Origin of the sequence: Reichenbachiella faecimaris (genome assembly GCF_900176375.1) — a bacterium.
Lineage (GTDB): Bacteria > Bacteroidota > Bacteroidia > Cytophagales > Cyclobacteriaceae > Reichenbachiella > Reichenbachiella faecimaris.
Genome location: NZ_FWYF01000003.1, coordinates 374966 through 388443 on the forward strand (window position 1 = coordinate 374966; position 13478 = coordinate 388443).

General features: G+C 39.0%; 16 protein-coding genes. 7 read left to right on the top strand and 9 right to left on the bottom strand.

Annotated features, from left to right (window positions below):
* The first annotated feature begins 121 nt into the window (after positions 1–121).
* The gene (fbp, locus tag B9A58_RS14220; protein ID WP_084373540.1) at positions 122–1135 is read left to right on the top strand and encodes a class 1 fructose-bisphosphatase; all 1014 of its coding nucleotides are present in this window, start codon (positions 122–124) and stop codon (positions 1133–1135) included.
* Here the strand turns inward: fbp and B9A58_RS14225 are convergent.
* The 3 genes from B9A58_RS14225 to yihA are packed head-to-tail and all read right to left on the bottom strand — an operon-like array spanning position 1132 to position 2516.
* Positions 1132–1443, bottom strand: coding sequence for a hypothetical protein (locus B9A58_RS14225; protein WP_084373541.1), 312 nt, complete (start codon positions 1441–1443; stop codon positions 1132–1134). The two genes, fbp and B9A58_RS14225, sit on opposite strands and share 4 nt — an antisense overlap.
* Positions 1444–1450: 7 nt before the next feature.
* Positions 1451–1882, bottom strand: a complete 432-nt coding sequence (locus B9A58_RS14230; protein WP_084373542.1) for a DUF5606 family protein — start codon at positions 1880–1882, stop codon at positions 1451–1453.
* A gap of 37 nt (positions 1883–1919) precedes the next feature.
* Entirely contained in the window at positions 1920–2516 is a 597-nt protein-coding gene (yihA, locus tag B9A58_RS14235; protein WP_084373543.1) for a ribosome biogenesis GTP-binding protein YihA/YsxC, read from the bottom strand.
* Positions 2517–2826: 310 nt separating this feature from the next.
* Here yihA and ubiE point away from each other — a divergent pair, with 310 nt between their 5' ends.
* Positions 2827–3549 carry a bifunctional demethylmenaquinone methyltransferase/2-methoxy-6-polyprenyl-1,4-benzoquinol methylase UbiE gene (gene ubiE / locus B9A58_RS14240; protein ID WP_084374006.1) on the top strand — a complete coding sequence of 241 codons (723 nt, stop codon included), beginning with the start codon at positions 2827–2829 and terminating at the stop codon, positions 3547–3549.
* Complete coding sequence (gene porT / locus B9A58_RS14245; protein ID WP_084373544.1) at positions 3498–4274, top strand: type IX secretion/gliding motility protein PorT/SprT; 777 nt, start codon at positions 3498–3500, stop codon at positions 4272–4274. Before ubiE ends, porT begins: the two co-directional genes overlap by 52 nt.
* Here the strand turns inward: porT and B9A58_RS14250 are convergent.
* The 3 genes from B9A58_RS14250 to B9A58_RS14260 all read right to left on the bottom strand — a co-directional run bounded on the left by B9A58_RS14250 (position 4271) and on the right by B9A58_RS14260 (position 6023).
* Positions 4271–4567, bottom strand: a complete 297-nt coding sequence (locus tag B9A58_RS14250; RefSeq protein WP_139793902.1) for a hypothetical protein — start codon at positions 4565–4567, stop codon at positions 4271–4273. The genes porT and B9A58_RS14250 overlap by 4 nt on opposite strands.
* A 105-nt stretch (positions 4568–4672) precedes the next feature.
* The gene (locus B9A58_RS14255) at positions 4673–5623 is read right to left on the bottom strand and encodes a hypothetical protein (RefSeq protein WP_084373546.1); all 951 of its coding nucleotides are present in this window, start codon (positions 5621–5623) and stop codon (positions 4673–4675) included.
* Positions 5616–6023, bottom strand: a complete 408-nt coding sequence (locus B9A58_RS14260; RefSeq protein ID WP_084373547.1) for a sugar 3,4-ketoisomerase — start codon at positions 6021–6023, stop codon at positions 5616–5618. The genes B9A58_RS14255 and B9A58_RS14260 overlap by 8 nt, the downstream gene beginning before the upstream one ends.
* Positions 6024–6215: 192 nt before the next feature.
* Between B9A58_RS14260 and B9A58_RS14265 the strand changes: the two genes are divergently transcribed.
* Positions 6216–7250 (top strand): tetratricopeptide repeat protein, encoded by a 1035-nt coding sequence (locus B9A58_RS14265; protein ID WP_084373548.1) that lies wholly within the window; start codon positions 6216–6218, stop codon positions 7248–7250.
* A gap of 3 nt (positions 7251–7253) precedes the next feature.
* Positions 7254–7853, top strand: coding sequence for an IMPACT family protein (locus B9A58_RS14270; RefSeq protein WP_084373549.1), 600 nt, complete (start codon positions 7254–7256; stop codon positions 7851–7853).
* Here the strand turns inward: B9A58_RS14270 and rlmN are convergent.
* Complete coding sequence (rlmN, locus tag B9A58_RS14275) at positions 7850–8896, bottom strand: dual-specificity RNA methyltransferase RlmN (protein ID WP_084373550.1); 1047 nt, start codon at positions 8894–8896, stop codon at positions 7850–7852. The genes B9A58_RS14270 and rlmN overlap by 4 nt on opposite strands.
* A 22-nt stretch (positions 8897–8918) precedes the next feature.
* Entirely contained in the window at positions 8919–9329 is a 411-nt protein-coding gene (locus B9A58_RS14280; protein WP_176214792.1) for a (4Fe-4S)-binding protein, read from the bottom strand.
* Between the two features lie 116 nt (positions 9330–9445).
* Between B9A58_RS14280 and B9A58_RS14285 the strand changes: the two genes are divergently transcribed.
* A complete protein-coding gene (locus tag B9A58_RS14285; protein ID WP_084373552.1) occupies positions 9446–10054 on the top strand; it encodes a DUF6134 family protein in 609 nt (202 codons plus the stop codon).
* Between the two features lie 94 nt (positions 10055–10148).
* Positions 10149–12956, top strand: a complete 2808-nt coding sequence (locus B9A58_RS14290; RefSeq protein WP_176214793.1) for a M16 family metallopeptidase — start codon at positions 10149–10151, stop codon at positions 12954–12956.
* A gap of 6 nt (positions 12957–12962) precedes the next feature.
* Here B9A58_RS14290 and B9A58_RS14295 read toward each other — a convergent pair whose 3' ends face one another.
* The gene (locus B9A58_RS14295; protein WP_084373554.1) at positions 12963–13472 is read right to left on the bottom strand and encodes a phosphoribosyltransferase family protein; all 510 of its coding nucleotides are present in this window, start codon (positions 13470–13472) and stop codon (positions 12963–12965) included.
* Positions 13473–13478 lie beyond the last annotated feature (6 nt).

Consider the following 13478-nt stretch of genomic DNA (forward strand, 5'->3'; position numbering starts at 1 on the left):
AAATTACCTATGGAGGTAGAATAAAAAAATAAAAGAGAAACTATTGAGGGTAGAATCTCTTAACCGTGACTTAACATTAAGCGGATTATTTCTATTTTTGCAACCACCCAAAACACTTTTAATGGACAAGCAATCACTCGGATCTACTATTGGAACTACTTTAGATAGATTCATCAATGACAAACAAGGCGAATTTCCATTTGCCACAGGCGAGTTATCTCAATTGCTCAGAGACATTGCCCTTGCCGGTAAAATTATCAATAGAGAAGTAAATAAGTCTGGTTTATTGGACATTGCTGGAGCCTATGGTGCTACCAATGTGCAGGGAGAGGAACAGCAAAAGTTGGACGTTATTGCAGATATTCGCTTTACCCGTGCATTGAAAAATGGTGGTGAAGTTTGTGCCATTATTTCTGAGGAAGAGGATGATCTCATTCGTTTGAATAACAATAGTCGCTATGTAGTGGCCATGGATCCATTGGATGGATCTTCGAATATTGATGTGAATGTTTCCATTGGAACTATATTTTCTATCTACAGAAGAGTAACACCTATCGGAACACCTGTCCAAATGGAGGATGTGTTGCAGAAAGGGGATAATCAGGTAGCAGCTGGCTATATTCTTTATGGATCTTCTACTATGCTAGTTTATACTACAGGTCATGGCGTGAATGGATTTACTTTCGAACCTACGTTGGGCGAATTCTTACTTTCTCATCAAAACATGAAATGCCCAAAGGATGGGTCAATTTACTCTATCAACGAAGGGTCATATCAGAGTTTTGAACCATCTGTTAAAGATTATCTGCAATATTGTAAGTCAGAGAATTATAGTGCCAGATACATTGGGTCGTTAGTTGCTGATTTTCATCGCAATCTTTTGAAAGGGGGTATTTACATTTACCCAAGTACAGAAAAAGCGCCTAATGGAAAACTTCGTTTGATGTATGAATGCAATTGTTTGGCTTTCATAATAGAACAAGCTGGAGGAATGGCAACAGATGGTCAACGAAGAGTAATGGAAATAGAGCCAACCGAGCTACATCAAAGAGTGCCATTATTCATAGGGTCTCCAGACATGGTGAATAAAGCACATGCCTTTAGAGGAGAAGAAGCTATTGTACAGAAAAATTAAAAATTTCTATACTGCTCTCTGGTTTTTACTTTTTGCATTTCACGTTTGATCACTTCACGCGCCAGTGTTATTCCTATTTGATCTGGAGCAGCTGTGGTGAGGATTTTTTTAAACTTGACTTCGTCCAAATCTATCTTATAAAATGCATTCATCAATCGGGTCATGTCCTGATTGATTAGGTTATTGATGATAGAGGCCAGAGCGTCTTCCAAGGCTTGTTCGGAAGATTGATGAGGTGCCAGCTCCTCATCTGGGAGCTGAAAATGTTTGGTGATAAGGGTAGTACAAGATGCGAGTGAGTCGCTCATCAGAAGCTTACTGCTTTTCAGTGTCCTCCTTGGTATCTTTCTTTTCCTCGAATAACTCTGGAAACCCACTGCTTAATAAGTGGTACCATTTTACCAATTTCTTAATGTCAGAGGTATAGACACGATCTTCGTCATAATTGGGCAGAATGTGTTTTAGGAAAGCCTTCAGTTCTTCGTTGTCAGAGCTGCCAGCTAGACCAGTATCACCATTGAATTCCGCATGAATTTTTTTCATCACTTCCTCCAGCGGGCACGAACCTTCCTTGTCGGTCGTATAAATCGATATTTCACCAAGAACAGATACTTTAGAATTGACGTTGACCACCAATTTCTTTTTCTGTTCATCCATTGATTCTAGAATCATTCCACCACGAGTAGGAGCTACTACGCTAAATAATCCGCCTTTCCCTGATACTGTTGCTATTTCGTTGAAATCCATAGTTAGTTATTAAATCGGTCGCAAAATTAATATTTTCTTATACACTCTCATTGATTTGACCGATGTATTCCAATATTTCCTTTTGTCCTACTTTTTTGGCCGAGGAAGTAATAAATGTGGGGGGCAATTCTTCCCATCCTTTTTTCAATTCAGCTTTGAAAGTGGCTATGTTGGATTGAATTATAGAATTATTGGGCTTGTCTGCTTTGGTGAAAATTATTGAGAATGGTATCTGGTACTCTCCTAACCAATTCAGAAATTCAATGTCAATTTTTTGAGGAGGGATTCTAGAATCAATCAAAACAAAGACGTTGTATAGGTTTTCTCTCTGACCTAAATAATTCTTGGTCATGATATCCCATTTCTCTTTCATTTCCTTGCTCACCTGTGCCCATCCGTAACCTGGCAAATCCACTAAAAACCAAGCCTTATTGATCAGAAAGTGATTGATCAATTGTGTCTTACCGGGTTTGCCAGAGGTTTTGGCCAGCTTTGTTTTGTCCGTGAGCATATTAATCAAAGACGACTTGCCTACATTAGACCTCCCAATGAAAGCATATTCTGGCTTATCAGGTGCTGGGCATTGTTTATAGTCCGTATTGCTAATGACGAACTCAGAGCTAGTTATTTTCATTGGGATTAATTTTTTGCAAAAATGCTCAAAACTTGACTTTAACGCGATGCCTCAAGAGTTTATTTCTAAGATCGACACGTGGGCTATGTCTTTAATTGGGAAAATAGTTCGAAACAGTCCGATTACGATGGCGCATAGCAGTTTCCGTAGTTTTTCTCAAATCCCCGAGTTCTAAAATTTATGGTCATTCAGTAACTCAATTTGGGAATAGTTGGAGAGAGATAGAAGATTGGCCTGATATGGGAGTCAGGATTGGTAAATAATTCAGCGAATCCATGTAATATTGCAGCACAATAAAAATCTGAGTCAATTGGCAGTATTACCTTATAAAAATCAGGAACAATCGAAGAAGCAGCAAGTAGCTGATATGTTTAACAATATCAGTAAACGCTACGATTTCCTCAATCACTTCCTTAGCATGGGAATCGATATTCTGTGGAGAAAAAAGGCTATACGTCAGTTGAAATCGCACCAGCCTAAATTGATATTGGATATTGCTACTGGTACGGGTGATCTGGCTATTGAAGCTTTGAAGTTGAATCCAGACAAAATCATTGGCGTAGATATCTCAGAAGGCATGCTTGATGTAGGTCGCAAGAAGATGATCGAACTGGGGGTAGAGGATCAAATAGAACTGAGGCTGGGAGATTCTGAGCAACTCTTGTTCGAAGACAATAAGTTTGATGCCGTAATCGTTGCCTTTGGCGTAAGGAATTTCGAAAATCTGGAGAAGGGATTGGCTGACATGCGACGGGTGCTAAAAGATGGGGGTAAATTAGTAGTGCTCGAATTTTCGAAGCCTACTAAGTTTCCAATGAAACAGCTCTATGGTTTTTATTTTAAGGCTATATTGCCTCTGGTTGGAAAAGTGGTGTCAAGCGATAATGCAGCTTACACTTATTTGCCTGAATCAGTGGCAGAATTTCCGTATGGTCAACAATTTCTGGATATTTTAGAAAAAACAGGATACAAAGACACTCAATGCAAATCACTAACTTTTGGCATAAGTTCTATATACACAGCCTCAAAATAGTAATAGGTTTTGTCATTGGAGTTTGTCTAATATCTACTGAGTCTAAGGCGCAACTTCCAGGCACTCTCAACCTACCCAATTTTGACGAACAAAAAATTCATTTCGGATTTTTGATCGGAGGGCATTCCTCAAGGTTTAGGTTAAAATATTCTGATGAATATATAACTCATGATTTTGATACAGTACACTCTATTCTCCCTACACACAAGTTTGGTTTTAAGATTGGATTCATAGTCAACTTCCACTTTTTTCAATATTTGGATGTTCGAGTGGCACCTACTTTTAGCTTTTATCAATTAGGCCTGGATTATCGATATACCCATGGTGAAACGTTGAATGAATTGCGAGATCCAACCTACTTTGAACTTCCAATATTATTCAAGTATAAATCTGTAAGGAGAGTAAACAGAGCGATTTACTTATTGGCCGGATTGACTCCAGCTGTGAAGGTTTCAGGAAATAAGCAGGATTTGGATTCGTCAGAACGCCTGTTGATTGAAAAATTTAATTTGTCGGTAGATGTAGGTGTGGGATTAGATTTGTTTCAGCCATTATTCAAATTTTCGCCTGAAGTAAGGTATTCGTTCGGTTTATTGAATGTATTGGATAGTGAAGAAAATGACTTTAGTGTAGGAATAGAAAACCTTAACATTCACAGTTTTACGATATACGTGACATTCGAGGGTGGACCGTCTACCTTTAGACGAAAAGCAAGGAAGTATTAATTTGTAGGAGTTTCTGCTTCTGGCTCAGTATCCATGTATTTCATTTTATACACGAAGTAGAACAAAAAATTGAACTTGTTTACTGAGTAGTAACTAGAATCAGGTTCAGCATCCAATTCTTCAGATTTTTCTGCTGATTCAGCCTCATTGTTGCTCTCCAACTCTTTAGCCTCTTCAGTCTTTTCCGTCCCATAGCTTGATCCGCCAGTATTTCCAGCAGTGTTTTTTTCAGTGTTGGCCGATAGCGACAAACTAAATAGCAAACAAAAGAATATGGAAACAGTTTTCTTCAACAATTTTTGGATTATGTTAATGAACGCAACGAATTTATAGAGAATATTGTTACAACAGATGTGTTCAGCCAATTTTCTATTAGTATTGGGTGAAAATTAGGTGATTTACTTAGCTGATTCTGACCCAGCTAGAAGATTCATCTCATAGGAGTATCTTTCTGTTTGCACACCACCAATCCGAGTTTTGAAAGCGATTAGATTTTCATTGGGTTGATTATTCAACATAGAAGTGCCCAGATCCAATATGTCAAAATGATTCTTTTGGCAAAATTGATAAATGTTTGAAATCAAAAAAACCATGGGACTGTATCTATTATAAGTCACAGCACTGGCAGGTAAGAAATGGTATAGCATCTTCGAGTTCACAATCACACAAATAGTGGCAGCCACTAAAGTATGGCCATCATAACAACTGAAAATCAAATAATTTTCAGGAAATAAGTCCAAGGTTGATTTCATCTTATCAAATGTCACAGAAATGGAATGATTCTTATCCTTTCTGCATTCGTTAATAAATTGGAATATGGGCTCAAGCTTGGATGGTTCTTCCTGCTTAAAAGTGAATTGTGCATCCGTACATTTTTTTAATCGCCTTTTTTGCATTGGAGAGAGGCGATCGATCAGTTGACTTTGATCAATAGAGATATGGTGATTGATGTCTGTCGAGCGTTTCGAAGAGATTTGCGACCCGCAGCTGAATGGGTCTAGCGTACTCATTGAAGAGTAAAACGATGGGGCTGTTTTAATGGTTATTTGGCGAATGCCAATTTGTTTAAGTTCTTCGACCACATATTTCAAAAACTCTTCTATTACAGTTTGATCAATAGATTGGTACCTATAAATACCACCAAAGGGTGCATCTTTTAAACTGATGGCTTTGTCATTGTCAATTTGAAAATGAAGGACTAGAAGAAGTTTTTTTGTTTCATTTTCTAAGGCACAAAAACTTCTAACCTCTGGTTTAAGTTGACTGAGGTATTTTTTAGAATAATAAATTGGAATATCTCCAAGTTCCAAATAATCTGGAATCTGAGTATAGTACACTAGATTACCCAAGATGGTATTTTAATTCCTGTGATTTAAACTCATCATATACTCTAATATAATCTTCAGGGTCGTACTCATGAGAAGCCATTACAAGCACTATGGCGTCTTTTTTATATGCTATTTTGCACCAATATTGTGACGGGATCAGAACCATCTCGTTGGGGTGTTTGAGACAAAAAGAGGACTTGTTGCCATGATTATCTTCGAGTTGGATATTTAGTTCTCCATGTAAGCAAACGAGCAATTGTTGGCACGACTTGTGCGCATGCTCTCCTCGAATTTCATCCTCGTGATTGGAAGTGATCCAATAAACACGTTTGACTGGAAACGGAAGATCATCTCTCTCTGCAATAGTCATTATCGAATTTATATCTACAGTAGGAAGATTATATAATCGAGGAATTGTCATATCTTAAATTTAGTTTCAAATTTGCCGATTATTACGCGTAAAAAAAACGGAAATAGTTCTTTACACCCAAATCCTAAGATTATTCAACCCTCTTATAGAAATCTAATCCTTGTATGTTTTTTCTGTTTAGTTGTAAACAGTGGCGGATTTGCACAAAATTTACCATTATTTAATAACCCCGAGTTGTTAGAAATGGTAGATCGTGGGGGGGATTATATATATAATCAGGAATTCAGTTTTGCTGAAAAAGTGATAGACTCTCTTGAAAGAAAATTGCCAGAACATCCAATTGTCCCTATGATGCGAGCCATGAGCTGGGCGTGGCGAGATCAACCTATACGCATGTCCAGCCCTGTTTATTCTCAGCATGAAAAATATTTGATGGAAACAATTGCTAAATCAGAAAAAATAAGTGCCAAAGATTCCAATAATCTGGAAGCTATGTTTTTTGAGATGTCTGCTCACGGCTTGTTGGCCGAATATTATGCACAGGAAGGAAGTAGTTTCAAGGCAATATCCCAAGCTAAGCAAACCTATAATCTCATAAAAAGGACAATGGAACATACTGCCAAAAGCCCTGAATTACTCTTTTTATCTGGTTTGTATAATTACTTTCGGGAAAAATATCCCGAACGCCATCCCATGTACAAATCTTTTGTTTGGATTTTCAAATCTGGAGATATCAAAAGAGGGCTTATTCAACTAGACAGTGCAGTGCACCACAGTAAAATAGTGAAAATAGAAGCAGGCTTGTATCTCTCATACATCTGGCTGCGATATGAAAACCGTGCAGACAAGGCGAGATATTATTTAGAAAGGTTGCACAAAATGTATCCAGCCAATGACTATTTCAAAGCGAAGTATCTAGAATGTTTGATGCGTCAGAAGGATTATTCAAATGCTTTGCCACTGATTCAATCTTTAGAAAAGCATCAAAAACCTTATTTTAAGATGTGTGGAGAAATATTTCATGGGGTGTATTTAGAAAAAGTCGATCACTCATTGGCCCATGCAAAATTACTTTACGAAAAGGGATTGGCTACAGGAGCTAAATCTCCAGATCGCGGCGAGTACTATAGAAGTATTGCTTATTTGGGACTTGGGCGTTTGGCTGAATCTAATGGTGACATGGGCTTAGCTGCTGAGTACTATGAGAAAACCATTGATCTAGATGAAACGGATTGGATGACAGCCGAGGGTGAAGCGCGACTTGAAAAGATAGATTAGAGAATGGCCGAATCTTATCGCATCATAAAATCGCCTACTGAGGGCTTTTACAAGGAGAAAGGGAGTAAATTCTTGGGTTTTGCCTATCCAGTCAATTCATTGGAAGAAGTCAAGGAAACACTCGAAGGACTCAAAAAAGAATACTACGATGCGCGTCATCACTGCTATGCCCACGTGATAGAAGATGATCAGCATCAGCTCATTCGCGCCAATGACGATGGGGAACCTAACCATTCAGCAGGAGACCCTATTCTGGGACAAATCAGATCCTTTGAACTCACAAATACGCTAGTAGTAGTGGTTCGCTACTTTGGTGGAACCAAACTTGGGGTCAGTGGTTTGATTCACGCTTATAAAACGGCTGCAGAAGAAGCCCTGCAAAAGGCAGCAATAGAGGTAGTGGAAATCAAGCAGGACTTTAGGGTGGAATATGGTTATGAAAAAACCAGTGACGTTATGCGCATCATCAATGATTTTGGTGTAGAAATCAAAAATCAGGAATTCATGGAAATCTGTACTTTGTTTGGCAGGATTGAACCTGAAAAATTCGAAGCTCTGAAGGATAAACTGAGCCTTATTCAGCTCATCGCGCGAAAACTTTAATTCTTATTGGCGAGTTGCCCACATGCCGCATCAATGTCTTTCCCTCGGCTTCTTCTCACATGTACATTTACACCTTTATTGGTCAAAAACTTGGTGAAGTTATTCAGGGTATCTGCATCTGCATTTCTGTAGTTAGCCTCGGCGATGGGGTTGTATTCAATAATGTTAATTCTTGCAGGTACACGTTTCCAAAATTCATAAAGCTCCTTGGCGTCTTGCAATGAATCATTAAAATCATAGAAGAGAATGTACTCAAACGTAATTTTGTTTCCTGTTTTCTTGTAGAAGTAATTGAGTGCTTCTCTCAACGCTTCCAAGGTATTGGATTCATTGATAGGCATGATTTTGTTACGCTTCTCGTCATTGGCCGCATGAAGTGAGAGCGCAAGGTTAAATTTTACCTGATCATCAGCAAGTTTTTTTATCATCTTGGCAATTCCAGCAGTGGAAACCGTGATGCGCTTAGGAGACATGTTGAGCCCATCAGGTGCTGTGATTCGATCTATGGATTCCAATACATTTTTGTAGTTGAGCAGGGGTTCGCCCATACCCATGTACACAATGTTAGATAGTGGTTTTTCATAGTTTTGCTCAGCTTGGCGCGCCACAGCCACTACTTGGTCATAGATTTCGGAGGCATCCAGATTACGCTCACGATCCATATAGCCTGTCGCACAAAACTTACAACTGAGTGAGCAACCCACTTGAGATGACACACAGGCGGTCATTCGTTCATCTTGTGGAATAAGGACACTCTCAATCAAATGATTATCGTGAAGTTTGAGTGCAGATTTGATCGTGCCATCAGTACTTTTCTGTTCTTTGTCGACTAGGGCTGGGCGAATAGTAAAGTGAGCCTTTAATTGGTCTCTAGTAGATAAGGACAAGTTTGTCATATCATCTATGGACGTTGCAGACTTCTTCCAGATCCACTCGTGGATCTGTTTTGCACGAAAGGGTTTTTCCCCAATTCCAGATAGGAATTGTGAAATGTCTTCTTTGGATGATTTTCTTAAATCTATTAGCGCTGCTGCCTCACTCATGGTGCAAAGATACCGCTAAAAATCAGCCTACGAAATCAATTTTTTTGTGAGAACCATCACAGTAGGGTTTGTTTTCGGATGCGCCGCATCTGCAAAAAGCAGTGGCCTTGCTGTCTTTGGTGGTTTCTCCTCCTGCGTGCTTGATTTTCATATTGCCATACACCATCAGAGGGCCGTTCGGCATTGTTTCTACAATGGTTTCCTGGCTTACTGCAGTCTTTTGATCCTCATGGACAATGGACAAAGCACCTGAGGGGCATTTAGCTACCTGTGCAATGATATCTTCTGATAGAGCTCCTTCGATATTGATCCATGGTCTTTGTTTGGGATTGAATACCTTTGGGAGCCCATGAAAACACTTTTCAGAATGAATACAAAGGTCTGATTGCCATTTCACGGTGACTTTATCGTTCGAATAGTGTTTGATAGCCATGACTTTAGATATTTGGTTTCTCTATAAATTTAATGAATTTAAGATTCCGCTTTTACTAAAACTGGGTTATCTTCCGTCGCGATTAATTCCTATAACCAAACCCATTAATTTCTCCTATGACGGGACTTTCATCTCCTTGGTATCGTTCGCTTTCTTTTATCTTTTTGTTGAGTTTGCTCTACGCTAACAAGTCAGAGGCGCAACGGCTGGAGTATGATGTCATCAAAGGAGATAAAACAGTAGGATATATGCTGGCTGAGAAGAAGATAAAAGGAGATTCTGTTTTCTATTACATTGAAAGTGAGACCAACATTAAGATGCTACTCACATTTACGGTTCATTATACCTTAGAAGAGTTGTATGTAGCTGGTGTTCTGGTTAGTGGGTCTGCAGAAAGCACATTGAATGGCAATTCCAGAACTAAGTCTAAGGTATGGATGGAAGGGAAAGAGTATGTCGTAGAGGTAAATGGATATGAAGAAATGAGGAGTTCAGATCCTATCTCTTATTCAGTTCCAGAGCTTTACTTTTCTGAGCCAGGAAAAAAGGAAGAGACGTTTTCTCAACAGTTTGCTGAATATCTGATTGTAAAAAAAGATGAAGAACACCTCTTTACGTTGTATTCAGAAGATGGGAGAAATACGCACACTTATGAAGACGGTGTTTGCACGCATGTGAAACTAAATCGTACCTATGCTTCTTTTTATTTCCAATTGAAACAATAATTGACAGCTGATATCTCGTTGTAGCCTTCAGTCAAAGTCTGCTACCAACTGTGTTGATTCTGACCTATTTTTAATAAATATCAAAATGTACTTTATGAATATCCTACAAAAGCATTTTTTCATTGTTCTCGTCTTTGTATGCTCACTGCAGGTTAGCGGGCAAGAACTGACACTTGAGGATAAAATTCCTTTTGATTCTTCAATCAGAACGGGTACACTAGATAATGGACTTAAGTATTTCATAAAGAAAAACATCAAACCTGAGGATAGAGTTGAATTGCGACTTGTGGTCAATGCAGGTTCAGTTTTAGAAGACGATGATCAGCGAGGATTGGCTCACTTTACAGAGCACATGGCTTTCAATGGATCTGAACATTTTGCCAAAAACGAGTTGGTCGACTATCTACAATCCGTAGGGGTGAAATTTGGTGCCCATCTGAATGCCTACACTTCCTTTGACGAGACGGTATATATCCTCCCTATTCCCTCAGATGATGAAGAGATCATTGACAAAGGACTGACTATTCTCCAAGACTGGGGAGGTAACCTATTGTTTGAACCAGAAGAAATCGAAAAGGAAAGAGGCGTTGTCATTGAGGAGTGGCGGCTAGGACAAGGCGCACAGATGCGTATGGTTCAAGCCTATCTGCCCATCATATTCAAGGAATCCAAGTATGCCGAGCGATTGCCCATAGGTACCAAAGAAACTCTAGAGACTTTTGACCCCGAAACTATTAAGAGATTTTATAAGGATTGGTATAGACCAAATTTGATGGCGATAATTGCCGTTGGGGATATTGATGTAGATAGGATGGAAGCCAAAATAAAAAAACAGTTTTCTTCTTTCAAGAATCCAAAAAATGAGCGTTCTCGTGAAGAATTTGGTATTCCAGATAATGCAGAGCCATTAGTAGCAGTCGCATCAGACAAGGAAGCAACCAACACCATCTTCAAAATCATGTACAAGTCAGACCCTGAGGAAATGACAACAGGCGAAGATTATAGAAGCGCACTTATCCAAAGCCTATTTACCTCAATGATTAATCAGAGACTGAGAGATTTGCTTCAAGAAGCCAATCCACCCTATTTATATGCGTCTACTTCTATTGGATCATTCTTGGCTAGGAGCAAAAGTGCTTTTTCTTGTTTTGCTGTTCCTAAACCAGATGATATTGAAGGTGGAGTACGCACACTAATGAATGAGATTAAACGTGTGGAACTACATGGATTTATGGCATCTGAACTGAAAACGGAAAAACTGAATTTGATGGAAGCTTATGACAGAGCCTATAAAGAAAGGGATAAGACAGAATCAGAAGCACTAGTCAATGAATTGGTTAGCCATTTTCTGGAAAAGGAGCCCGTTCCAGGTATCGAATACGAATATGAGTTTGTAAAAAACTATTTGGAGGAAATTAGTTTGGAAGAAGTAAATGCTATCATTGGAAACCAAATAACTGAAGAAAACCGTGTAGTGTATCTTACTGCTCCAGACAATGAAGAAATCACCCTTCCAACAAATGAAGATTTATTGGCATGGGTGAAGGCTTCGGACGAGAGCATTCCAGAACCACTTAAGGAATCAATTTTGAGTGATCAGCTCATTAAAACGGAACCAATCCCTGGTCGTGTTGTAGAAGAGACAAGTATTGAATCCTTGGAAGTTACTTCGCTAAAACTCTCAAATGGGGCTCAGGTTTTTATTAAATCTACTGATTATAAAAATGATGAAATTCAGTTTATGGCTTATCGAGAAGGTGGTATTTCTTTGGCTGAGGATGAAAATTATTGGTCAGCATCTTTCTCTACAAATATAGTAGCTCTCAGCGGTGTGGGAGCGTATTCTTATACTGACTTGCAGAAAGTGCTGGCTGGCAAATCAGTAGGTTTGCAGCCATATTTGAGCGATTTAGAGGAAGGGTTTAGAGGAAGTACAACTCCCAAAGATCTGGAAACGCTATTGAAATTAACCTACTTGTACTTTACTGAAATCAGAAGGGATGAGTCGGCTTATCAATCTTTGATGCAACGTAACATGGCCTTTTTGACAAATGTCATGTCTGACCCAAATTATTTTTATCAGGACCAAATGGCGAAAATTTTGTCGCAAGGGGAAATGCGAGGAGGAGGAATTCCTACCATAGACGATTTGCAAAAGGTAGATCATGATCAGGCATTAAAGTTTTATAAAGAAAGGTTTTCAAGCCCTGGAGATTTTACTTTTTGGTTCATTGGCAACATTGATGAGAATGTCTTGATACCTATGATCGAGAAATATCTGGGATCTATATCAAGCACTCAGGCTGAAACTTGGGTAGATCGTGGCGTGAGGCCACCATCAGGCATGGTAAGCAAGAAAATTTATAAAGGATCAGAGCCAAAAAGCTCCGTGAGTATGATCTTTACAGGAGAGATGGAATACAGCAGAGAAGAGTCCTATCACCTGCGTTGTCTGAGCGAAATACTTGATATACGTCTGGTTGAAATTCTGAGAGAGGAAAAGGGTGGTGTCTATGGGGTGGGAGCTTCAGGATATGGAAGTAGATCACCTTATGAAAATTTTGAATTTACGATTAGTTTTCCATGTGGGCCAGACAATGTAGATGATTTGGTTGCTGCTGCCATTGCTGCCATACGTGAGATACAAAATGATGGCGTGTCCGACGAAAATCTTAATAAGATAAAAGAAGCACAAAGAAGAGATCAGGAGCTTCATTGGAAAACCAATGGCTATTGGATGAATGTCTTAAAAACTTATCATGTCAACGGCTATGACTATGAGGACGTCAATTGGTTGAACCAGAGAATTGAAGACTTAACTGCTGAAGATATTCAGCAGGTAGCCAAAAAATACCTGAATCCTGAGGAGTACATTCAGGTAGTTCTGTATCCTGAGGAGTAAGTAGGGTTAGAAAAGATATACGCCTTTGTCATTTCCTTTTAGCACCACTTCTACATGCTCATTGATGCTAGTAGCCAATTCATATCCCTTGTATTTGGGATAGATAGGAAAGGACTTATGGCTCCTGTTTACCATTACGCAGACCTCTATTTTTTTAATATTGGTATTCAAAAAAGCTTTTAGAGCGAATGCTGCCGTTTTCCCAGAGTTGAGTACATCATCAAAAAGTACAATAGATTTTTTGGTCAATTGTTTTTCTTCTAGATTATCAATGTGAACCTCTTCCATAAAAGGTGCTTCTTTATTGATATCTACTCTAACTACAGAAGTTTTGAGAGGTGAAATTTTTTCAAGCTCCTTGCTCATCATAGAGGCAAATACAAAGCCGTTGTCAGAGACGCCGGCCATGATGAGGTGTTTTTCGTCGAGGTTGTTTTCATAGATTTCGTATGCCATTCGCACGATCCTTTGATCTATTTGAATGGCATTCAAAATCAGGTTTTTTTCTTTTGTCATACAGAC